The sequence below is a fragment of the Nonomuraea sp. NPDC050643 genome (genome assembly GCF_040654715.1).
In the GTDB taxonomy this organism is placed as follows: Bacteria; Actinomycetota; Actinomycetes; order Streptosporangiales; family Streptosporangiaceae; genus Nonomuraea.
In genome coordinates this window covers 71,738-93,773 of record NZ_JBFAIM010000019.1, presented here as the reverse complement: position 1 = coordinate 93,773, position 22,036 = coordinate 71,738, and the positions used below count along the sequence as shown (strand labels likewise).

The window sequence follows — 22,036 nt, the reverse complement described above, 5'->3', positions numbered from 1 at the left end:
AGCTTGACCCTTCAAGTATTTGCCCGAGCCTCGACTGTAGACCGGAAAGCTTGAAGCGACAAGTATGTTGACGGAGCCGTGCAGCCGGAGATGCTTTCTTCTGGAAACAAGAAAGTCATATTTCCAAATTCGAGTTATCGAATTGTGATTTGTCGATTTGTCAAATGTGCGGTGATGATCGGTTGGCCAGAAACCCTACGCACCCTTGGAGCCGTCGTGTCCTGGCGTCCGATCACTCTTGCCACCGCCTTATGCCTGGCGTTGTCCGTACCGGGAGTCGCCTCAGCCGAGGCCCCGCCGCCTGAGATCGAGCCCCGGGCCGGCACCCGGGCCCCCGCGGAGGTCTACAACCTGTCCGAGCCCGCACGGGCCGCGGACCCCGTCGCGGCGGCCAGGGCGCACCTGGCCGACCCGCGCTACCACCTTGACCCGGCCGACCTCACCCCGGTCCAGACCGTCGTGAACGGCCAGGACGAGACGGTCAGGTTCGCCCAGCGCTACCGCGGCCTGCCCGTCTTCGGCGCCCACTATCTCGTGCACTTCCGCACCGACGGCGCCCGGCGCGAAGTGATCGGCGCGGGCGGCCGTTTCCTCACCGAGCTGAGCGTCGGCACCGACCCGGCCGTGAGCGGGGAGAGCGCGGCGAAGATCGCCCGGACCCTGGTCCTGCGCGACCGCGAGGTACGCCGGGAGGCGCGGGCCCAGACCGGCGAGCTGGTCGTGGTGCCCCGGGGCAAGGGCGTGCTGGCCTGGCACGTCGTGCTCAGCGGCGTGGACCGGGCGGCCAAGCGGCCGCTGCTGCTCGACGCGTACGTGGACGCCCACTCGGGCCGCCCCCTGTTCGCCGTGGACCGGCTCCGCTTCGAGGGGCCCGTGCAGGCCACCGGCCGGACGGCCCACGGGCAGACCGTGACGCTCAACGCGTACCAGCGCGGTGACGGCGCGTACGAGCTGCGTGACCGTTCCCGCCCGATGTGGAACGGCACCACCGGAGAGATCCTCACCTACGACGCCGGCGGCGCCGACTTCACGAACTTCCTGAACCCCGGCATCCCGCCGGGCACCAAGCTCGCCGAGTCGCCCACGCTCGCCTTCGGCCCGCAGCACACCGAGACCGGCGCCGTGGACGCCCACTGGGGCGCCGGCAAGGTGTACGAGTACTACCGCTCCCTCGGCCGCGAGGGCCTCGACGGCCGGGGCGGCACCATGTACTCCGTCGTCAACGTCACCGCCGACGGAGAGCCGTTCATCAACGCCTTCTGGGACGGCACCAAGATGGTCTACGGCGGGGGCGGCGACTACTACTCCTTCGCCGCCAGCCTCGACGTCGTCGGCCACGAGATGACCCACGGCGTCATCACCCACAGCGCCGACCTCGTCTACCTGGGCCAGTCGGGCGCGATCAACGAGGGCCTGGCCGACTACTTCGGCAACGCCATCCAGAACGACACCCTCGGCATCCCGATGAGCGACCCCGACGCCAGCCTGCTCGGTGAGGACCTGTGCCGGACCGGCACGCCCGCCGAGTGCGCCGGCCGCGACCTCGACGACGCCCGCGTGGCCGCCGACGACTACATCGGGGCCTCCATCGCCCTGGACAACGGCGGCGTGCACCTCAACTCCACGATCTTCTCCGGTGCCCTGTGGGACGTCAGGGAGGTGATCGGCGGCGTGAAGACCGACAGGCTCGTCTACAAGGCGCTGACCGAGTACATGACCCCGCTCGACGACTTCACCGACGGCCGCCGCGCCGTCGAGTCGGCCGCCCGCGCCCTCGGCATGTCGAGCCGCGACCGGCTGGCGGTCACGCACGCGTTCGAGCAGCACGGCATCAAGCCCGGCTGGGAGCGGCGCATCCCCACCGACAGCCGCGTGCTCGTCGACGGCATCACCGACTTCAACGCCAGCCCCGACGTGGCCGGCGGCCGGTACGTGATCTCCAACTCCTCGCCCGACGGCGCCGCCCCCAGCCGGATCCTCACCGGGGACGTGGCGGGCGGCAGGCCGGTGACCCTGTCGGAGGGCGACCGGTGGAACTACTTCCCGGCGACCGACGGCAGGCAGGCCGCCTGGGCGTCGTTCAACACCGAGTTCACCAATTTCCAGATCCACGCCCGCCGGCTCGACGCCACCGACCCGGTGCGGCTCGTCGCCCAGTCACCGGAGCCGGTCAACGACCTGGCCATCACCGGGGAGGACATCGTCTGGGCCGCCCTCGACCCGGCGAACGGCGAGGACGAGATCTGGCTCAAGCGCGGCTCCGCCGCCCCGATCAAGGTCACCGCGGCGGCGGGCGTCAACGGCTACCAGCCGACGATGATCCGCGGCAAGCTCGCGTACCTGCGCGTCTGGCAGGAGGGCGGCTCCTTCCACACCACGCCCGTCGTCTACGACCTGGCCACCGGCACCGAGGTCGTCTTCCCCGAGAGGCCCGGGTCGCTGTCGATCGTGCCGGTCATCACGGACCGGTACGTCCTGTGGCTCAACGACGCCAACGGCGACGCGCTCTACGGCATCCTGCGCGCCGCCCACAACGGCACCGGCACGACCACCCTCCTGGCGGACGGCCCCCAGGCGCCGGACCCGAACGGGTTCGACGCCAACGACACGAACGCCACGATCGGCCTGTGGCCGCCCGGCACGGGGCTGTCGAACGCCATCCTGCCCAAGCTGTTCCAGCTACCGGTCACGGGCGGAGCGCCGCAGCGCTACTCCTGCAACCGGGGCGACCAGTCCTTCTTCGCCTCCGGCACGGCCGGGACGGTCGTCTGGCTCGACGGCACCGCCGCGGACACCGACCTGGTGACCCGCGACACGCCCGCCGGCCGCTGCTGAACCGGATCGCGGCAGGCCGGCGACCCCGCTGACCTGCCGCGCCGCTCCGACGGGGCGCCCGCCGTACCACTGGAGGGGGCGGCGGGCGCCGACTCGCGCCGACGGCCGCGACCTGGTTTGCTTGGGCCGTATCGTCGTCGATCCCAGTGGGGGGTTCTGCATGGGCACGGTCGAACCGGAGGCCGAGGTCAAGTTCCGTAGCGACATGGACGTGGAGCTGGTCAAGGCCGCAGCATCGGACGCCGATGTGCTCTGGGCCGCACGTGTCTCCACCAAGGGCGAGAGCTCGCTGGCCGAGATCGAGGCCGATCCGCAGCGATCCAAGGGCCTGATCAACTTCCTGATGCGAGACCGGCACGGCACGCCGTTCGAGCACTCCTCGATGACCTTCTACATCAGCGCGCCGATCTTCGTCTTCCGCGAGTTCATGCGGCACCGGACGTTCTCCTACAACGAGGAGTCCGGCAGATACCGGCAGCTCGTCCCGGTCTTCTACGTGCCCGGCCCGGAGCGCCAGTTGATCCAGGAGGGCAAGCCCGGCAAATACGTCTTCAAGGACGGCAGCCCCGAGCAGCACCAGGTGGTGACCGAGGCGACCCAGCGGAGCTACCGGCAGTCCTACCAGGCCTACCTGGAGATGCTCGAGGCGGGCGTGGCCCGGGAGGTGGCCCGCACGGTGCTGCCGGTGGGCCTCTACTCCTCCATGTACGCCACCTGCAACGCCCGCGCCCTGATGAACTTCCTGTCGCTGCGCGTCAAGCGCGAGGACTCCACGTTCCCCTCGTTCCCGCAGCGCGAGATCGAGATGGTCGCGGAGCGGATGGAGGAGATCTGGGCCGGCCTGATGCCGCTGACCCACGCCGCCTTCGAGGCCAACGGCCGCGTCTGCCCCTGAGCCGCCCTGGGCGGCCCTGAGAGTTGCGTGGTGCCTTCGCCGGCCTCCGGCCGGGCCGGCGAAGGCACCCGTGTCAGGCCAGCGCCGGCAGCACGTAGACCTCGGCCCCCGGCGGCAGGGCGCAGTCGAGGCCGCCGAGACCGCGGGCGTTCTCGCCGCACACGATCATGCTGATGTGCCGCCGGATGCGCCCGTAATCGTCGCGCAGCCGCTCCTCCAGCATCGGATGCGTACGCCGCAGCATGTCGAGGGCCGAGCCCAGGGTGGGCGGGGAGTGGCGGTCGGCGCCGACGGCGAAGACCTTGACCTCCGTGCGCCCGCTCACCCACTTGCGCAGCGAACTGGGCAGGACGAACACCACCATCGTCACCGTTTTCGCCATCGACTAGAGCACCGCCGCGCGGACGGTGAGCACGTCGGGCAGGTGACGGGCGACCAGCGACCAGCTCTCGCCGTCGTCTCGTGAACCGTAGACCTCGCCGTCGCGCGTGCCGAAGAAGATCCCCGCCTCCGAGGCGGTCATGGCGTCGCGCAGCACGGTCGCGTGCACCGGCTCCTCGGGCAGCCCCTTCGAGAACGCCTGCCAGGTCGCCCCCGCGTCGTCGCTGCGGTGGACCTGGTAGCGGTGGCCGACCGGCGTGCGGTCCATGTCGGCCGTCAGCGGCAACACGTAGATGGTGCCGGGCCGCGTGGCGTGGGTCACGATCGGGAAGCCGAAGTCGGACGGCAGCGCCGAGCCGATGTCGTGCCAGCTTCCGCCGAAGTCGTCGCTGCGGTAGACGCCGAAGTGGTGCTGCAGGTAGAGCCGCTCGGGCCGGGACGGATCCATGTCGACCTTGTGCACGCACTGCCCGTATTCGGGATATTGCTGACCCTCGGGCATGAACGGGGCCCGGATGTTCTTGTTGGCGGCCTCCCACGACCGGCCGCCGTCGGTGGTGCGGTAGAAGCCGGCGGCCGAGACCGCGATGGCCATGATCTCGGGGTCGGTGGGGTGGTTGATGATCGTGTGCAGGCACAGGCCGCCGCCGCCCGGCGCCCAGTGCTCGCGGTGCGGGTGCTGCCACAGGCCCTCGACGAGCCGGTAGGTGACGCCGCGGTCCTCGGAGCGGAACAGCGCGGCCGGCTCGACGCCCGCCCACACCACGTCGGGCTCCGACGGGGACGGGACGAGCTGCCACACCCGGGTGAGCGTCGCCTCGGTCGCCTCGGGGAAGGCGATGGGCGGCCGCTCCGCCTCCTGCCAGGTCTGGCCGAGGTCATCCGAATACATGACGGACGGACCGAAATGCCCGTATTCGATGCCGGCCAGCAGCCGGGGCGTGGTGCCGCGCGCGTCGATCGCCACCGAGGGCACCGCGACCGTGGAGAACTGGATCGGCTCGACCTCGAAGGGGCCGCCGCCCGCCGAGCGGGCGAGGAACAGGCCCTTACGGGTGCCGATCGCGAGCACTGCGTCACTCATGACATCGCTCCCATGTTCGCTTGCGAGCCATCGTGCCACGCGGCACCGACAGTCGCCGAAGACTGGGAGATTCCGCACGCGCCCGCTTTACCCGGGGGGTAATCGTGACCTTTCCCTCGAGGCGATAGCGTGCCGGGCATGGGAGCGGTCGCCGTACAAGAAGAGTCTTTCGGGGAATTGCTGCGGTCGTGGCGGCAGCGGCGCCGGGTGAGTCAATTGGATCTCGCCATCGAGGCCGACGTTTCGGCCCGCCACATCAGCTTCCTGGAGACCGGGCGCGCCCGGCCGAGCCGCGAGATGGTGATGAAGCTGGCCGAGGAGCTCGAGGTGCCGCTGCGGCACCGTAACAGGTTGCTGGTGTCGGCCGGGTTCGCCCCGGTCTATCCCGAGCGGGAGGTGCGCGCGCCCGAGATGCAGGTCGTCCGGGAGGCGCTGGACAAGATCCTGGCGGGGCACGAGCCCTATCCGGCGGTCGTGGTGGACGCGGTGTGGAACCTGGTGGCGGCCAACTCGGCGGCGGCCATGTTCATGGAGGGGGTGCCGGCCGAGCTGCTGGAGGAGCCCGTCAACGTGATGCGGCTGTCGCTGCATCCGCAGGCCATGGGCGGGCGGCTGCTCAACCTGGCCGAGGTGCGGGCCCATCTGCTGCACCAGTTGCGCCGGCAGGCGGAGGTGTCGGGGAACGGGCGGCTGGCCGAGTTGCACGACGAGCTGGCGTCGTACGTCTATCCGGGGGTGGACCTGAACGTGGCCCACGTGCCGGGGCCGGCCGACATCCTGATCCCGTTGCGGATCGCGGCCGGGGACCGGGTGCTGTCGATGTTCACCACGATCGCCACGTTCGGCACGCCGGTCGACGTCACGGTCTCCGAGCTGGCCATCGAGACGTTCTGGCCGAGCGACGAGGAGACCGCCGCGGCCTTCAAGTACGGGGTCAGCGGGCCGTGAGGGGCAGGTCGATCGGGGGTTCGCCGAGGGCGATGGAGGCCTCGATGGAGCTCATCGGCGGGGGACCGCCGGTGATCGGGAGGCCGCCGGTGACGGTGTGGGCACGGACGTTGAACGCCCCGGCCGCGGGCGCCGCCGCGATCGTGAACGCCGGGTAGGCGCTTCCGCCGGGCACCACCGAGGTGGAGATGTAGTCGCCGGCCATGCGTCCCTGCGTGGTGTTCGCCAGCCAGTCCAGCGCCATCGGCCCGTGTAACTCCATCGGCGGCGACCAGGTGGCGCCGCCGTTGGTGGAGGAGGTGTAGGCGACCGTGAGCCGGCACGTGGCGGGCACGCAGGCGGCCTCCGGGTAGCGGTAGTAGGCGAGCGCGAGCCGGGCCTTGCCGCCCGAGCTCGTCCGGTCCACGCCGAGCCCTGGAATGAAGTGGTCGCCGGCGCCGTCGGTGACGCGCAGGACCTCGCCCCAGGAGCCGCCGGTGGCCGACCTGCTCAGCACGATGTCGTTGCCCGTGCAGCCGAACTGGAAGCGGCAGTCGTGCCAGACGACGTACACGGCGCCGGCCGCGTCGGTCTCCGCCGACGGCAGCGGCAGGGCCCGTAACCCGCCCGCGACCGTGTGGCGCTGCACGTCCGAGACCAGCACGGTGGCGCCCCACGTCGCGCCGCCGTCGCGGGAGCGGAAGGAGCGGATCCGGCCGTCGTTGCTCAGGTACGGGACCACCACCGCCCCGTTCGGCCGCACCACCGGCTGCCCGCCCAGCCCGGTCGCCTGGGTGCCGGCCACGGCCCAGGTCAGGCCCCCGTCGGAGGAGCGGGCCACCTTGATCGCGTTGCCGGCGGCGTGGTCGTCGAAGGCCGTGTAGCAGCGGCCGTAGAACGGGCTGTCCTCGGTGTTGTCGCAGACGATCCAGCCCTTGTCCAGGTCGCCCCCGTTGGCGAGGGCGGTCGTGACCGGCTCGCTCCAGGTCAGGCCGCCGTCGGTGGAGCGGCTGGTGAGCACCGCCGCCCCGGCGACCCCGCCCGCGTCGGTGAGCGCCAGCGAGGAGATCAGCCACGTGCCGTGCCGGGCGTCGAAGGCCACCGACGGGTCGCTGACCCGGCCGTACGGCCCCCCGCCGAACGTGGTGATCCCGGGCAGCACCCCCTTCGCCCAGGTGACGCCGTTGTCGGCCGAGGTCGCGAACGCGATGCCGGAGGCCCCGCCGTCGGAGAAGCGGCCCGCCTGCTGCGCCGCCACGATCGTGCTGTCCCACTGGTAGGTGTCGGGCCCGGCCTGGGTGCCGTGCTGGCTGCTGGCGTTGGTGTAGGCGTCGGTCCCGAGCTCCGTCAGCGGGACGGCACCCTCCTCCGTCGCCGATGCCGGGCTGGTGACGAGGAGCAGCGTCGCGGCAACGGTCAGGATCCCGCCGATTCCTCGGCGCCGGGCGGAGGTTGGCACGGTTCACCTCACTTTGGCGTCTCAAGTACCAGAAGGCACCGTCCGACCTCCGCTGTCAACCGTTGATTTTTTCCAGCCGCCCGATCTCCCTTCGGTGAGCGTCAGCGTTCGCCCTGGTTGATGTCCCGGTGGATGCGTGACAGGGGCACCCCGTCGATCTGCAGGCGGCGTACGGTCTCGTTGACCATGGACGGCGGGCCGCACACGTACACGTCGTGCTCGGCCCAGGAGGGGAAGCGCTGCACGACCTCGGGCAGGTGGCCGCGCATGCCGTCGTAGGAGGGCTGGCCCGACACCACCGGGATCACGCGGAGCCAGGGGAACGACGACTCCATCCTGATCAGGTCCGGCAGGTCGTACAGCTCCTGTGCCGTGCGGGCCCCGTACAGCAGGTGGATCGTGGGGCGGCGGCCGGAGGTGATCACCGACTCGATGATCGCCTTCAGCGGCGCCAGGCCCGTGCCGCCGGCCACGCACAGCACGTCGCGCACGCTGTGCTCGCGCGGCGCCATCGTGCCCATCGGCGGCCCCAGCATGAGCGTGTCGCCGACGTGCGTGTGCCGGGTCAGCGCGTTGGACACCCAGCCGCCGGGGACCGAGCGCACGTGCAGCCTGATCGTGTTGTCCGGGCGCGGCGCGTTCGCGATCGAGAAGGTCCGCCACACGCGCGGCCAGCGCGCGGTCTGCACGTTGACGTACTGGCCCGGCGTGTACGGCAGCCGCTGCGTGGGCCGCAGCGTGAGCACCGCGATGTCCCGGTGCCGCTGCTCGTGGTCGATGACCTCGGCCAGCCACCAGGCCGGGGACACCCCCGAGTCCGACTCGGCCGACTCGATCATGAGGTTGGCCGCCGCCGTGTACGCCGACACCCACGCCGCCTCGATCTCGTGGTTCCACACGTCGGCCGCGAAGCGGCGGATGGTGGCGAGCAGGGCGTTGCCCACGGCCGTGTAGTGCTCGGCGATGACGCCGTACTTGCGGTGGTCCCGGCCGAGCTGGCTCAGGTACGCCGCCAGGCTGTCCGGGCTGTCCAGGCTCCACACGATGCGGGTCAGCGCGCTGAACAGCCGATCCCGCTGAACGTCCATGGCAGGCGGGAACATGCCGCGCAAGTGCGGATTCTCGGCGAACAACCGGCCGTAGAAGTAGACCGTGGCCTTGTCGGCCATCGGCTCGACGACGGAGAAACTCTCCTTCACCAGGCGCGGATTCAATGACATATATCCAACCCCACCCTTTGACCGGAAACGCATTCCGGTCTCTCGCCGTGCACCTCCTGATGGTTCCGGGTCCTGAGCGCGGAGTCCTCCCCGGCACTTCACCGCGCTTGAAAGTGAGTGTTACACCCCCGATGACGCGTCACAACCGTTTCCCCCCAATAAGGTGCGAAGCAGAACTATCCGTAGTGGCTTCGTGATTCTCCGCGTGCGCGGTCTCCGCGTTTTCGGATGGCGAATGCGAATAATAATTATATTCGCCTTTCAGTAAGAGCATTTCCGCGCGGGGCCCGCCGGGCGTACGATCCGCGCATGGCAGTCCTCCATCCCAGGCGGGTCGCCTGGGAAGGCGCGCGGACCTTCGTCTTCGCCTCGACCACGAACGCCTACTGGTGGCTCGGCGACACCGTCGGCCACTCCCTCGGCCCGGCGTACCGGCTCCATCTCCGCGAGACCCGGCTGCGGCTCCAGGCGGACGCCGACGCCCTGTACGGCGAGGCCGGCGCCTGGCGCGCCCGCCTGGACGAGCTGATCGACACCCACCCCGGCATCGCCTCGACCCTCACCCGGCTCATCTCCGAGACCGCCGCCCGCATGCCGTGACGTCTTTCTGCGCGCAAGGAGTAAAACCGGCAAGCTCCATTCCCCGGGACCCAAGTGGTAGGCCGGGATCTTTGGGAGAGGTGACATATCGGAAAGGGTGTGCGCCATGATGGGGCGAGTGGCCGTCACCCCGAGGGGCCGCCTCGCCGGGTGCCCGATCGGGTGATGGCGGCACGGACTCCACCATGCACCCTGGAGATCGCATGACCCGACCGCTCATCGGCATCACCGCCTACTTCGAAGCAGCCCGCTGGGGCGACTGGGTGCGGGAGGCCGTCCTGTCTCCCCCCTCCTACACCAAGGCGGTCGGCCGGGCCGGGGGAGCGCCCGTGGTGCTGCCGCCCATCAGCCCGCACGCCGCCGACGACTACGTACGCGGCCTGCGCGGGCTCGTCCTGGCCGGCGGCGTCGAGGTCGGGGCCGAGACCTACGGCGGCGAGCAGGACCAGCGCGTCCCCGAGCCGCAGGCCCACCGCGACCGCTGCGAGCTGGCCCTGGCCCGGGCCGCCGTCCGCGCCGACGTGCCCATTCTGGCCATCGCCAGGGGCATGCACGTGCTCAACGTCGCCCAGGGCGGCACGCTGATCCCGTGGCTGCCCGAGGTGCTCGACAGCGACCGCCACACCGAGCCCGACGCCGCCCACACGATCCAGATCAGCGTCACCAGCAAGCTCGGCAAGGCCGTCGGCGACCGGGCCGAGGTCAGCGCGCCGCACCACCAGTCCGTACGCCGCCTCGGCACCGGCCTGCTGGCCGTGGCCTGGGCCGAGGACCAGATCGTCGAGGGCATGGAGCTGCAAGGACACCGCTTCGGCGTGGGCGTGCAGTGGCACCCGGAACGCGGCGAGGACAACCGGCTCTTCGATGCGTTCGTCGAGGCGGCCCGATAGGCTGCGATCATGCCGCTGCATCCCCAGGCACGAGACCATGTCGCCCAGAACCCGTCAGATCTCGGCGCCGACCTGGCCACGCTCGACCTGGCCACGATCCAGGAGATGCGCGCGCAGGACGCCCTGGCGGCCCACCGGGGGCCGCTGACCAAGCTGCCGTTCGTCCGCGACGAGCTGGCCGGCGACGTGCCGATCCGCGTCTACCGCGCCGACCCCGGCGACGGCCCGCTGCCGGTCGTGGTCTACTTCCACGGCGGCGGCTGGGTCTTCGGCAGCGTCCGGCGCAACGACGCGGCGGGCCGCGACCTGGCCATCCGCACCGGCGCGGTCGTGGTGTCGGTCGACTACCGGCTGGCCCCCGAGCACCCCTTCCCGGCCGCCGCCGACGACGCCTGGAGCGTGGTGCGCGACATCTTCGCCCGGCCCGCCTTCTACCAGAGCAACGGCCACGTCGCCGTGGTCGGCGACAGCGCGGGCGGCAACCTGGCCGCCGTGGCCGCCTGGCAGGCCCGCGACGCCGGCCTGCGCCTGGCCCACCAGGTGCTCGTCTACCCGGTGCTCGACGTGGCCATGGACACGCCCAGCTACGCCGAGTTCGCCAAGGGGTTCGGGCTGGACGCCGCGGAGATGGAGTGGTTCGCCCGGCAGTACGCCGGCGGCGCCGACCCGGACGACCCGCGGCTGTCCCCGCTGCGCCTGCCCGACGTCTCCGGCCTGGCGCCCGCCACCGTGCTGACCGCCGAATACGACGTGCTCAGAGACGAGGGCGAGCGCTACGCCCGCCGCCTGGCCGAGGCCGGCGTGCCGGCCGAGACGCGCAGGTTCGACGGCGCCGTGCACAGCTTCTTCGTCCTGCCCGGCCTGTTCGACCAGGCCGTGGAGGCCCGCGAATACGTCGCCGAGCGCCTGCGGGGCTCCTGGTGAGCCCCGACCCGAGCCCCGACCCGAGCCCCGACCCGAGATACGACGTGGGATACGACAAGCTGAAGATCGACACCCCGGCCGACGGCGTGCTGCGGATCACGATCAGCGAGCCCGGCCGCCTCAACGCCGTCGACACCACCGCCCACCGCGAGCTGGGCGAGATCTGGCGCGACGCCGACCGCGACGACACCGTCAGATCCATCCTGGTCAGGGGCGAGGGCACGGCCTTCTCGGCGGGCGGCGACCTGTCCATGATCGAGGAGATGATGGCCGACCACGCGGTCCGGCTGCGGGTGTTCACCGAGGCCCGCGACATCGTCTACAACGTCCTCAACTGCTCCAAGCCGATCGTCTCCGCGATCCAGGGCTCGGCCGTCGGCGCCGGGCTCGCGGTCGCGCTGCTGGCCGACATCTCCGTCGCCGGCCGTACCGCGCGGATCATCGACGGGCACACCAGGCTCGGCGTCGCGGCCGGCGACCACGCCGCGATCATCTGGCCGCTGCTGTGCGGCCTGGCCAAGGCCAAATACCACCTGCTGCTGTGCGAGCCCGTCTCGGGCGAGCAGGCCGAGCGCATGGGGCTGGTCAGCCTGTGCGTGGACGACGACCAGGTGCACGACAAGGCGATGGAGATCGCGGTCAGGCTCGCGGCCGGCAGCCAGGAGGCGATCAGGCTGACGAAATACTCGCTCAACAACTGGCTGCGCCTGGCCGGGCCGTCGTTCGACGCCTCGCTGGCCATGGAGTTCCTCGGCTTCACCGGACCCGACGTGGCCGAGGGCGTGCGCGCGCTGCGCGAGAAACGGCCTCCTTCGTTCGGCTGAGCCGGTGTGCTTCCCCGAGCCTCGGGTAGGCGCAATCTTGCAGGACAACGGGGTGGTGGGCCTGGCGCCGTACCGGTGACTCGCGCGTCAGGGCCCTGCCCGCCGAGGCCGAGAACGGCGCCTTGGCGGACGATGCGGGGGCCGGGTGCGCCGGGCGGCCGCCCATGAGAGGGCGAAGGAGGGCAGGACCATCCGCGGCGGAGCCCGCGGAGAAAGCGGCACGCGACAGCCTGAGGGCGACGGGCCTCATCGGCCCGGGGTCGCTAGAAGCTGCGGGGCAACCCGAGCACCTGCGTCGCGAGGTAGTTGAGCAGAAGCTCCTCGGTCACAGGTGCGACCCGCCCGATCCGGGCGTCGGCCAGCAACCTGGCCACGGGATATTCCAGCGAGTACGCCATACCGCCATGCGTCTGGAACGCGGCGTCCGCCGCCTCCCACGCGGCCTGGGAGGCGGTCAGCTTGGCGATGTTGGCCTCCGTGCCGCATGGCAGCCGCCGGTCGAAGGACCACGCGGCCTTGTAGAGCATCAGGCGGGCCAGCTCGATCTTGGCCTTGACCTGGGCCAGCGGGAACGCGATCGCCTGGTTGGCACCGATCGCGCGGCCGAACACCTCGCGCTCCTTCGCGTAGTCGACGGCCACCCGCAGCCCCACCTCGGCCGTGCCGAGCGCCGAGGCGGCCAGCAGGATCCGCTCGGGGTTGAGGATGTCCCAGAGCACGGCCGCGCCCTGGTCCACCTCACCGACCACGCGCTCGGCGGGCACGCGCAGGTCGTCGACGAACACCATGTTCGACGGCGTGGTGTTCGCGCCCATCTTCGGGATCGGCCGGTACGACAGCCGCCCCGCCGCCACCGCCTCCGGCACGTTCACCAGGAACACCGTGAGCCCGTTCGTCCGCGGCGAGGCCTGCGCCGCCGGGATCGTCCTGGCCACCAGCAGCATCCAGGTGGCCCGCTGCACGCCGGTGATCCAGATCTTCTGGCCGTTGACCACGTAGTCGCCGCCGTCGCGCCGGGCCGAGGTGGTGATCGCCAGCGAGTTGGACCCGGCGTCCGGCTCGGTCAGCGCGAAGCAGGTCTCCACCTCTCCCGTGGCCAGCCGGGGCAGCAGGTCCGCGCGCTGCTCGGCGCTGCCGTGCCGGGCCAGGGTGAGCGCGCCGAAACCGGGGGTGAGCACGTACGTGAACGCCGACCCGCCCGCCGCGCCCGAGGCCGACAGCGTCTCCGTGGCCACGGCCAGCTCCAGCAGGCCCTGCCCGCCTCCGCCGTACTCCTCCGGCACCGCCAGCCCCAGCCAGCCGCCCTTGGCCAGCTCCGCCCAGACCTCCTCCGGCCACCGCTTGTCGCTTTCGCACCGCTGCCAGTAGTCGAGGTCGTAGCGCGCGCAGATGTCGCCGATCCCACGCTGGACGGCGAGGGCGCTCTCCGGAAAGGTGAAATCCATCACGCCATGTTAGAAGAAGGTTCTGTTCAGGGTCGAGGTCTGCGGGCGTGGAACACGAACGCCGGGGGAGTGTTGCGCCACACCGTACGTCCCTGCACGACCTCCTCGAAACGCTCGGCCAGCAGCGCGCGGAAACGCCGGGCCGAGCTGAGCGGGATGGCGTGGATGTAGGAGAACGTCGTGAACGCCGCCCCCACGCTCATCGCCGACGTCACCGCGCTCATCAGGTCGCGCTGCAGCCCGCCGGGGAAGGCCGCCCACGGCAGCCCGCTCACCACCACGTCCGCCTGCCCCAGCCCGCGCTGGCCGAGCAGCTCCTCCAGCTTCGCCGCGTCGGCGTGTGCCACGTCCACCGCGGGGAAGCGCTCGATCAGCAGCCGCGCCAGCGGCTCGTTGAGCTCCACGGCCAGGTGGTGACCGCGCCCGCCCAGCCGCTGCTGGATCTCCGCGGTGAACGAGCCCGTGCCGGGCCCCAGCTCCACGACGACCGGTTCGCCGCGCTCGGGAATCGGTGCGCACACTGCCGCGGCCAGCTTGCGCGAGCTGGGCGCGACCGCGCCGATCTTGCCGGGCGAGCGCAGGAACTGGCCGAGAAATACTGCGGTGTCGTTGGACATGTCCTCGAACCTAAAGGGAAGATCGCACTGCTTCGCTCCGCCCTCCGGGCGGACCTGCGGCCACTTGGAGGAGACGCAGTCCTCCGCACGGAGGATTGGCTGTTCAGGCTATGCGGATACCGTGTGTCCATGCGTTGGCGTGGCGTGCCGCTGGATATCCTGCTCGCGGCCTCAGGGGTGAGCCTGGACCTGTTGACGACGGCGCACGCGGGCGACACGGAATATCTGCCCGCCGAGATGAACATCCCCATGGCGCTGCTGGTCGGCATCCCCATGGGCCTCGTACGCCGGTGGCCGGTGGCCGTCTCACTCTACCTGGCGGCCTTCCTTGCCGTCACCGACCAGCTCGGGTCCTTCACCTCCAACACCGCGCAGATCCTCGTGTGCGTGTCGGTGGGCGTGGCCGGATTCAAGACCGGCCTGCGGCCCACCGCCCTCGCCGTGGCCGCCACGATCGGCGCGACCGCGCTCAACATCGCCGACCCCGGTGTCGCCGTGTCCGGCAACACGTGGATGTACGCGGTGTTCCTGCCCGTCTTCCCCGCCGTGCTCGGCTCCTACCTGCGCAGCTCCGCCGAGCGCCTGGACGAGCGCGACGTCACCCCCGACGCGCTGCTCGCCGCCGGCGGCGTGGCCATCACCGTGCTCAGCACCTGGACGAGCTGGCACTCCGGCACCCAGCCCGTCTGGGTCGCCGGGCTGCTGGCCGTCGTGGGCGGCCTGTCGCTGGGCATCGCCCGGCGGATGCCCGGCCTGGTCCTCACCCTTCAGGGCGTGCTGCTCGTCTCCGCCGACATCTACCTGAACGAGGCGGTCAACACCTGCGTGATCCTCACCCTGATCGCCATCGGCGTGTTCGCCATGCGGGTGGTCTCCTGGGCCTGGACGATCGCCGCGTACCTGACCGGGTGCCTGCTGGCCGCGATCGCCGTCGTCGGCGACGAGACCGACGTCACCCCCTTCCGCGTCGGCGTGCTCATGACGCTGGTCGCCACCCCCGTCGCGATCGGCCGCTACCTCGGCGTGCGGCGCGAGGCCGTGGCCTCCGAGCGGCTGCGCGCCGAGGAGGCGGCCCGGGCGGCGGTGGCGCAGGTGCGCGCCGACCAGCTCGCCGAGCGCGAGCGCATCGCCCGCGACGTGCACGACATCGTGGCCCACCACGTCGGCGCCATGGTCCTGCGCGCCAGCGCCGCCCGCTACACCGCCCCCGACGGCCCCGTCGCCGACGCGCTCACCGACATCCGCGAGACCGGCCACCAGGTGCTGCAGGACCTGCGCGACCTGCTCGACCTGCTGCGCGACCCCGACCGCGGGCCCGACCTGCTGGCCAACCCCGCCGACGTGGTACGCGAGTCCGCCGAGCGCATGTCCGCCGCCGGGCTCGTCGTCGACCTCGCCCTCGACCCGGCCACCGACCAGGCCCCGCTCATCGCCCGCACCTCCGCGGCCCGCATCGTCCAGGAAGGACTCACGAACGTGCTCAAACACGCCGGACCCGGCACCCGGGTCCGCGTCTCCGTCTCGCCGTACGAGGAGGGGCTGGCCGTGGAGATCCGCAACGGCCGCCCGCCCACGGCCATCGAGCGCCTGCCCTCCTCCGGGCGTGGTCTGGCCGGCATGCGCGAGCGCGTCCGCGCCCTCGGCGGCACCCTCAGCGCCGGTCCCGACGGCGAGGGCGGCTGGCAGCTCGCCGCGCACCTGCCCGCGCGCCTGTCCTCGGGGAGCGCGGCGTGATCCGGGTCCTGGTCGCCGACGACCAGGCGCTCGTCCGCGCGGGCGTCCGCATGCTGCTGCAGGCCACGGGCGACATGGAGGTCGTGGGCGAGGCCGAGGACGGCGCCGAGGCGGTCCGCCTGGCCGAGCGCCACCTGCCCGACGTGATCCTCATGGATCTGCGCATGCCCAGGGTCGACGGGCTGGAGGCCATCAGGCGCGTGCTCGGGGCCCGGCCGGGGGCCAGGATCGTGGTGCTGACCACGTTCGCCGAGGACGGCAACGTCTACGCCGCCCTGCGCGCCGGCGCCGTCGGCTTCCTGGTCAAGGACGACGACCCCGAACGCATGGTGGACGCCGTGCGCAGGGCCGCGGCCGGCGAGCAGCTCCTGGCCCCGTCGGTGCTGCGCCGGGTGGTGGAGCGCTTCCTGGACGCCGAGGAGCAGGCCACGCCGTCGGCGCCGCCCGGCCTGACCGAGCGCGAGCTGGAGGTGCTCGCCCTGGTCGGCACCGGCCTGTCCAACGCCGAGATCGCCGAGGAGCTGCACGTCGGCGTCACCACGGTCAAGACCCACATCGCCGCCGCCATGGACAAACTCGGCCTGCGCAACCGCATCCAGGCCGCCGTCGTCGCCCACCGCACGGGCCTCGTGGACGCCTCCTTCCGCCCGGTACGCCCACCCCGCGGCAGCCAGACGGCCACCTGAGCCGCCGTGCCTCTTGCCCGCTCCGCCACGCGGTGGACCGGGAGTCATCCGGCAGGCTGACGACCGGTCCCGGCCCGCGCCGCGAGCATGTGGTCCTCGAACGCTCTGCGAAAGGACCACCATGCCGGAAACCGTCGTCACCTCCCAGCCGCTCAAGGCGGGCGGCCGGGTCTCACCGGGCCTGCTCCACAGTCTGCGCGTGGCCGTCCTGGCCCAGGCGGTGGCGCTGCTCGTGGCGGCCTCGTTCGCCGGCCGGGCGGTGGAGTCGGACGCGATGCTCGAGCCCCACGTCATGGCCGGCATGGTCGTGCACCTCGTGGCCCTCGTGCAGATCGTCCTGGCCGTCCTCGTCTGGCGCCCGGGCCGCGGGGCCGGCTGGCCGGCGCTGGCGAGCGTCGCGCTGTTCGTCGTCGGCATGGCCCAGCACTTCACCTGGCCGTGGCTCGGGGCGCACCTGCCCAACGGGGTGGTCCTGTTCGGCCTGGTCGTCGCCGTGCTCATCTGGTCCTGGTCCCCGGCGGCCGCGCGCCGCCGCTAAGGTCGGAGATGTGTATGTGAAGATCTGCGGCTTGAGCGAGCCCGAGCACGTGGCCACCGCCGTCGCGGCGGGCGCCGACGCGATCGGGTTCGTCATGACCCGCAGTCCCCGCAGGATCGCGCCCGAACGGGCGGCGGAGCTGGCCGCGCTGGTCCCCGCCCACGTGCTCACCGTCGGCGTGTTCCGCGGCGAAGACCCCGAAGCCGTCCGGGCGGCGGCGCTGACGTCCGGTGTGCGGGCCGTGCAGTTGCACGGAAGGCATCCGCACGGCGACTTCACCGCGCTGAAGGATCTCGGCGTCCGCCTGGTCAGGGCCGTCGACGCGCAGGCCGACCTGCGGTGCGGCGCCTACGACGAAGACCTGCTGATCGTCGACGCGCCCCACGCGGGCTCGGGCGAGCCCTGGCACTGGGCCGCCGTGCGCGGCCGCCCCTCCGGCCGGTGGATGCTGGCGGGCGGCCTCGACCCCGCCAACGTGACCGAGGCGATCGCGGCCGCCGACCCGTGGGGCGTCGACGTCTCCAGCGGCGTGGAGACGGCGCCCGGTGTCAAGGACTCCGCCCTCATCGAGGCGTTCCTGCGGGCCGTGCGCGGGGCCGGTCGTGGATGAGCTCCTCCGGGGCCCGGCCCTCGACCGCCACGGCTCGGCCGCGGACCTGGCGCGCGCCCTCGACTTCCAGCACGCCTTCGCCCGCCGCAAGGCGCCCCGGTGGGTGCCGGTGCCCGGCGGCTTCGCGGTCCTCGACGACCGCTACCCCGGCTCCTACGACGACAACAAACTGATCGTCTCCTCCCCGTCCGGGCTCGAGGAGACGTTCGAGGACACGTTCGAGGACACGTTCGAGGACACGTTCGAGGACACGGAGAAGGCCGCCCACGCGCTGCTGGCGGCGGCCGACGAGGTGCTGGCGGGTCACGAGCACCGCATGGTGTGCGTCGACGACGACCGGCTCGGCACGGCCCTCGCGCCGGCCTTCGCCGCGGCGGGTTACGAGCGCGAGACCAACCTCGTCATGGCCTTCCACGGCGAGATCCCCGACGACCCGCCCCCGGCGGACCGGCTGAGCCTGGAGGAGCTGGTGCCGGTGCTGCGCCGCGACTGGCGCCACACGCTCCCGGACGCGCCCGACGAGGTGATCGACCGGCTCGCCGTCCGTGTGGAGGCGCGGCTGCGCGGAGCCGACGACGTGACCTCCTGGGGAGCGCGCACCCCGGACGGGGAGATCGCCGCCCGGGCCGACCTGTACGTCCACGGCGGCGTCGCCCAGATCGAGAGCGTCTTCACGAGCCCGGCCCGGCGAGGCAGGGGTCACGCCCGCATCCTCATGACCGCCCTGCTGGCGAAGGCCGCCCAGGCGGAGCTGATCTTCCTCGTGGCCGACACCGACGACTGGCCCCGGCACTTCTACACCCGGCTCGGCTTCACCCCCATCGGCCACACCCACACCTTCCTCCGCACCTGACCCGCCCCCGCCCGTCGCTTCTCGGAACCATGACCCCGGCGGCACCGGAGGCCCCGATGGCGAGGGTTCGCGACGGGGCGTTGCGGTCGGGTGGGTGAAAAGCCTGGACGGGTGGGCCTGCGGTGGGCCGCTGCGTTGGAGTTCCACGCAGTAGGGTCTCCTGCGTGAGCGAAACTTCCGCCGAGGACCGGATCTGGACGGTTCCTAACCTGCTGAGCTTCCTGCGCCTCCTGGGCGTCCCTGTGTTCCTCTGGCTGGTTCTCGGGCCCAAGGCGGACGGCTGGGCCATCGGGGTCCTCGCGGTGGCCGGTTTCACCGACTGGCTCGACGGAAAGATCGCCCGGGCGTTCAACCAGACCAGCCGGCTCGGCCGGATCATCGACCCCGCCGCCGACAAGCTCTACGTCTTCGCCACGATCCTCGCCCTGCTCCTGCGCGACGTGATCCCGTGGTGGCTGGTCGCCGTCATCGTCGGGCGGGAACTCTTCGTCGCGAGTTTCATTCCCGTACTTCGCAAACATGGCTATAAGGCACTTCAAGTGCATTTCCTGGGCAAGGCCGCCATGTTCAACCTGATGTACGCCTTCCCTCTCCTCTTCCTTGCCTCCCACACTGGGTGGTATGCCGAAATAGCACGCGTTGTCGGGTGGGCGTTCGCGCTATGGGGCACGAGTCTGTACTGGTGGGCGGGGCTGCTGTACGTGAGGCAGGTGCTTCAGCTGGTATCCGCGGCCAAGAAGGAGTGATCGGGTGAAGGCGGTCGTCATGGCGGGCGGGGAGGGCACTCGGCTGCGTCCGATGACCGCCAACCAGCCCAAACCGCTGCTTCCCGTGGTCAATCGTCCGATCATGGAACACGTGCTGCGCCTGCTCAAACGGCACGGCGTCACCGAGACCGTCGTCACCCTCCAGTTCCTGGCCGCCCTCGTCCGCAACTACTTCGGCGACGGCGACGAGCTGGGCATGAGCCTCCAGTACGCCACCGAGGACCTCCCCCTCGGCACCGCCGGCAGCGTCAAGAACGCCGCCGACCGCCTCCGCGACGACCGTTTCCTGGTCATTTCCGGTGATGCCCTGACGGATATCGATTTATCCGACATGATCCGTTTTCACCGTGAAAATGGGGCACTCGTGACCATCGGCCTGAAACGGGTCCCCAACCCCCTCGAATTCGGGATCATCATCGTCGACGAGGAGGGCCGCGTACAGCGCTTCCTCGAGAAGCCCACCTGGGGCCAGGTCTTCTCCGACACCGTCAACACCGGCATCTACGTCATGGAACCCGAAGTCCTCGACGCCGTCGCGTCCGGCGAGCCCGTCGACTGGTCCTCGGACGTCTTCCCCGCCCTCCTCGACAGCGGCGCCGCCATCTACGGCTACGTGGCCGACGGCTACTGGGAGGACGTCGGCACCCACGACAGCTACCTCAAGGCCCAGGCCGACGCCCTGTCCGGCAAGGTCGAGCTGGACATCGGCGGCTTCGAGCTCTCACCCGGCGTCTGGGTCGCCGACTCCGCCTCCGTGGACCCCGACGCCGTCCTGAAGGGCCCGCTGCTCGTCGGCGACTACGCCAAGGTGGAGGCGGGGGCGGAACTGCGCGAGTACACCGTGCTCGGCAACAACGTCGTCGTCCGCGAGGGCGCCTTCCTGCACCGCGCGATCGTCCACGACAACGTCTACCTCGGCCCCGGCGCCCATCTGCGCGGCTGCGTGATCGGCAAGAGCACCGACGTGATGGCCGGCGCCCGCATCGAGGAGAACGCCGTCATCGGCGACGAATGCGTCATCGAGGCCGAGGCGTACGTCTCCAGCGGCGTCAAGGTCTACCCCTTCAAGACCATCGAGGCCGGCGCGGTCGTCAACACCAGCGTCATCTGGGAGTCACGCGGCCAGCGCAACCTGTTCGGCCCCCGGGGCGTCAGCGGGCTGGTCAACGTCGAGATCACCGCCGAGCTGTGCGTCCGCCTGGCCAGCGCGTACGCCACCACCCTCAAGAAGGGCGAGTACGTCGTCACCTCCCGCGACTGCTCCCTGGCCGCCAGGGCGCTCAAGCGGGCCGTCATCGGCGCGCTCACCGCCGGCGCCATCAACGTCCTCGACCTCGAGGCCGCCCCCCTGCCCGTGACCCGCTTCCACACCGGCAGGGAGTCGGCCGCCGGCGGCATCGCGCTGCGCACCACGCCGGGCGACCCGCAGAGCGTGGACATCGTCATCATGGACGGCCGCGGCGCCGACCTGCCCCCGGCGGCCCAGCGCAAGCTGGAGCGGGTCTTCTCCCGCCAGGAGTTCCGGCGCGCCTTCCCCGGCGAGATCGCCGAGCTCGCCTACCCGGCCAGGGCCGTGGAGGACTACACCCACGAACTGCTGCGGCACGTCGGCGTGGGCGGCGTCAGGGACATGAAGGTCGTCGTGGACTGCGCCGGCGGCACCTCCTCCCTCGTGCTGCCCACCCTGCTCGGCCGGGTCGGCGTCGAGGTGCTCACCGTCAACGCCCGTCTCGACGACGTCTCGCCCACCGAGACGCTCGCCGAGCGCCGCCGCGACCTGCAGCGCCTGTCCGAGCTCGTCAGCTCCTCCCGGGCGGCCTTCGGCGTGCGGTTCGACCCGGTCGGCGAGCGCATCGCCCTGGTCGACGAGAAGGGCCAGCTCATCAACGAGGAGCGCGCGCTGCTCGTCGTGCTCGACCTCGTGGCCGCCGAGCGCAGGGGCGGCCAGGTGGCCCTGCCCGTCACCACGACCAGGGTCGCCGAGCAGGTCTGCCGTTTCCACGGCGTACAGGTGCAGTGGACCTCCACCGCGCTCGACGCCCTCACCTCGGCCGCCGCCGGGCCCGACATGATCTTCGCGGCGGACGGGCGCGGCGGGTTCGTCGTCCCCGAGTTCAGTCCGGCCATCGACGGGCTGGCCGCGTTCATGCGCCTGCTGGGCCTGGTCGCCCGCACCCGGCTGTCGCTCAGCCAGATCGACGCCAGGATCCCCGAGGTCAAGCTGCTCAAGCGCACCGTGCCCACGCCGTGGGCGGCCAAGGGCGCCGTCATGCGCTCGGTGATCGAGGCGGCCGAGGCCGAGCCCGAGGGGAACCGGGTCGACACCACCGATGGGGTGCGCGTGGCCCGCGACGACGGAAGCTGGGTGCTGGTCCTGCCCGCCGCCGCCGAGCCCGTCACCGATCTGTGGGCCGAGGCCTCCGACATGGACGGCGCCCAGGCACTGCTCGAACGCTGGGCGCGGATCGTGGAACAGGCCGCCGGATGATATTGTCACGCGGCGTGACCATAGGTACGGGAAAAGGCGTCGCCGATGATGTGCGCGAGGAGTGCCGCAAGATCGTAATGTAGAAACGCGCGGCGGCATGGACCCCGGGGCGGAAGCGGCGGTAACTTTGTCTGCGTCCAAACCAAAGTCCAGTGCCCCGCCTTGACCTTTGCCGCTGATCAGCGTAAGTTGCGGCATTCGCAAACTTGAAAAAGCGAAGCGAGGCGCGCCTTGAGCACCGTCGCCGCGTCTTCGCGGT

General features: G+C 71.4%; 20 protein-coding genes. 14 read left to right on the top strand and 6 right to left on the bottom strand.

The window, feature by feature from the left end; genetic code table 11:
• The first annotated feature begins 216 nt into the window (after positions 1 to 216).
• Positions 217 to 2,835 (top strand): M4 family metallopeptidase, encoded by a 2,619-nt coding sequence (locus tag AB0I15_RS26180; protein WP_358100591.1) that lies wholly within the window; start codon positions 217 to 219, stop codon positions 2,833 to 2,835.
• A gap of 160 nt (positions 2,836 to 2,995) precedes the next feature.
• Positions 2,996 to 3,730, top strand: a complete 735-nt coding sequence (gene thyX, locus AB0I15_RS26175; RefSeq protein ID WP_358100588.1) for an FAD-dependent thymidylate synthase — start codon at positions 2,996 to 2,998, stop codon at positions 3,728 to 3,730.
• Positions 3,731 to 3,803: 73 nt separating this feature from the next.
• On the opposite strand, the gene AB0I15_RS26170 is transcribed toward thyX, so the two are convergent.
• Both AB0I15_RS26170 and AB0I15_RS26165 read right to left on the bottom strand, forming a co-directional pair.
• Entirely contained in the window at positions 3,804 to 4,112 is a 309-nt protein-coding gene (locus AB0I15_RS26170) for a hypothetical protein (protein WP_358100585.1), read from the bottom strand.
• A gap of 3 nt (positions 4,113 to 4,115) precedes the next feature.
• Positions 4,116 to 5,195 (bottom strand): exo-alpha-sialidase, encoded by a 1,080-nt coding sequence (locus tag AB0I15_RS26165; RefSeq protein WP_358100582.1) that lies wholly within the window; start codon positions 5,193 to 5,195, stop codon positions 4,116 to 4,118.
• A gap of 138 nt (positions 5,196 to 5,333) precedes the next feature.
• On the opposite strand from AB0I15_RS26165, the gene AB0I15_RS26160 reads away from it, so the two are divergent.
• Positions 5,334 to 6,143, top strand: a complete 810-nt coding sequence (locus tag AB0I15_RS26160; protein ID WP_358100579.1) for a helix-turn-helix transcriptional regulator — start codon at positions 5,334 to 5,336, stop codon at positions 6,141 to 6,143.
• Here the strand turns inward: AB0I15_RS26160 and AB0I15_RS26155 are convergent.
• A complete protein-coding gene (locus AB0I15_RS26155) occupies positions 6,130 to 7,581 on the bottom strand; it encodes a sialidase family protein (protein WP_358100576.1) in 1,452 nt (483 codons plus the stop codon). The two genes, AB0I15_RS26160 and AB0I15_RS26155, sit on opposite strands and share 14 nt — an antisense overlap.
• 101 nt (positions 7,582 to 7,682) lie before the next feature.
• Positions 7,683 to 8,801 carry a globin domain-containing protein gene (locus AB0I15_RS26150; RefSeq protein WP_358100574.1) on the bottom strand — a complete coding sequence of 373 codons (1,119 nt, stop codon included), beginning with the start codon at positions 8,799 to 8,801 and terminating at the stop codon, positions 7,683 to 7,685.
• Positions 8,802 to 9,110: 309 nt separating this feature from the next.
• Here AB0I15_RS26150 and AB0I15_RS26145 point away from each other — a divergent pair, with 309 nt between their 5' ends.
• From AB0I15_RS26145 to AB0I15_RS26130, 4 genes are all read left to right on the top strand, one after another.
• Positions 9,111 to 9,401: a hypothetical protein gene (locus tag AB0I15_RS26145; protein ID WP_358100571.1), complete on the top strand. Its 291-nt coding sequence runs from the start codon at positions 9,111 to 9,113 to the stop codon at positions 9,399 to 9,401.
• Between the two features lie 203 nt (positions 9,402 to 9,604).
• Positions 9,605 to 10,291, top strand: coding sequence for a gamma-glutamyl-gamma-aminobutyrate hydrolase family protein (locus AB0I15_RS26140; RefSeq protein WP_358100568.1), 687 nt, complete (start codon positions 9,605 to 9,607; stop codon positions 10,289 to 10,291).
• Between the two features lie 9 nt (positions 10,292 to 10,300).
• Complete coding sequence (locus AB0I15_RS26135; protein ID WP_358100565.1) at positions 10,301 to 11,215, top strand: alpha/beta hydrolase; 915 nt, start codon at positions 10,301 to 10,303, stop codon at positions 11,213 to 11,215.
• Positions 11,212 to 12,039 carry an enoyl-CoA hydratase/isomerase family protein gene (locus AB0I15_RS26130; protein ID WP_358100562.1) on the top strand — a complete coding sequence of 276 codons (828 nt, stop codon included), beginning with the start codon at positions 11,212 to 11,214 and terminating at the stop codon, positions 12,037 to 12,039. The genes AB0I15_RS26135 and AB0I15_RS26130 overlap by 4 nt, the downstream gene beginning before the upstream one ends.
• A gap of 263 nt (positions 12,040 to 12,302) precedes the next feature.
• On the opposite strand, the gene AB0I15_RS26125 is transcribed toward AB0I15_RS26130, so the two are convergent.
• Complete coding sequence (locus AB0I15_RS26125; RefSeq protein WP_358100559.1) at positions 12,303 to 13,484, bottom strand: acyl-CoA dehydrogenase family protein; 1,182 nt, start codon at positions 13,482 to 13,484, stop codon at positions 12,303 to 12,305.
• A gap of 26 nt (positions 13,485 to 13,510) precedes the next feature.
• Complete coding sequence (locus tag AB0I15_RS26120) at positions 13,511 to 14,101, bottom strand: SAM-dependent methyltransferase (RefSeq protein WP_358100556.1); 591 nt, start codon at positions 14,099 to 14,101, stop codon at positions 13,511 to 13,513.
• Between the two features lie 129 nt (positions 14,102 to 14,230).
• Here AB0I15_RS26120 and AB0I15_RS26115 point away from each other — a divergent pair, with 129 nt between their 5' ends.
• From AB0I15_RS26115 to AB0I15_RS26085, 7 genes are all read left to right on the top strand, one after another.
• Entirely contained in the window at positions 14,231 to 15,835 is a 1,605-nt protein-coding gene (locus AB0I15_RS26115; RefSeq protein ID WP_358100553.1) for a histidine kinase, read from the top strand.
• A complete protein-coding gene (locus AB0I15_RS26110) occupies positions 15,832 to 16,521 on the top strand; it encodes a response regulator transcription factor (RefSeq protein ID WP_358100550.1) in 690 nt (229 codons plus the stop codon). Before AB0I15_RS26115 ends, AB0I15_RS26110 begins: the two co-directional genes overlap by 4 nt.
• Positions 16,522 to 16,642: 121 nt before the next feature.
• Positions 16,643 to 17,059: a hypothetical protein gene (locus AB0I15_RS26105; protein ID WP_358100547.1), complete on the top strand. Its 417-nt coding sequence runs from the start codon at positions 16,643 to 16,645 to the stop codon at positions 17,057 to 17,059.
• Between the two features lie 10 nt (positions 17,060 to 17,069).
• Positions 17,070 to 17,669 carry a phosphoribosylanthranilate isomerase gene (locus AB0I15_RS26100; protein ID WP_358100545.1) on the top strand — a complete coding sequence of 200 codons (600 nt, stop codon included), beginning with the start codon at positions 17,070 to 17,072 and terminating at the stop codon, positions 17,667 to 17,669.
• Complete coding sequence (locus tag AB0I15_RS26095; RefSeq protein ID WP_358100542.1) at positions 17,662 to 18,522, top strand: GNAT family N-acetyltransferase; 861 nt, start codon at positions 17,662 to 17,664, stop codon at positions 18,520 to 18,522. The genes AB0I15_RS26100 and AB0I15_RS26095 overlap by 8 nt, the downstream gene beginning before the upstream one ends.
• A gap of 164 nt (positions 18,523 to 18,686) precedes the next feature.
• A complete protein-coding gene (locus AB0I15_RS26090) occupies positions 18,687 to 19,268 on the top strand; it encodes a CDP-alcohol phosphatidyltransferase family protein (RefSeq protein ID WP_358100539.1) in 582 nt (193 codons plus the stop codon).
• A 4-nt stretch (positions 19,269 to 19,272) separates the two neighbouring features.
• Complete coding sequence (locus AB0I15_RS26085) at positions 19,273 to 21,777, top strand: mannose-1-phosphate guanyltransferase (RefSeq protein WP_358100536.1); 2,505 nt, start codon at positions 19,273 to 19,275, stop codon at positions 21,775 to 21,777.
• Positions 21,778 to 22,036 lie beyond the last annotated feature (259 nt).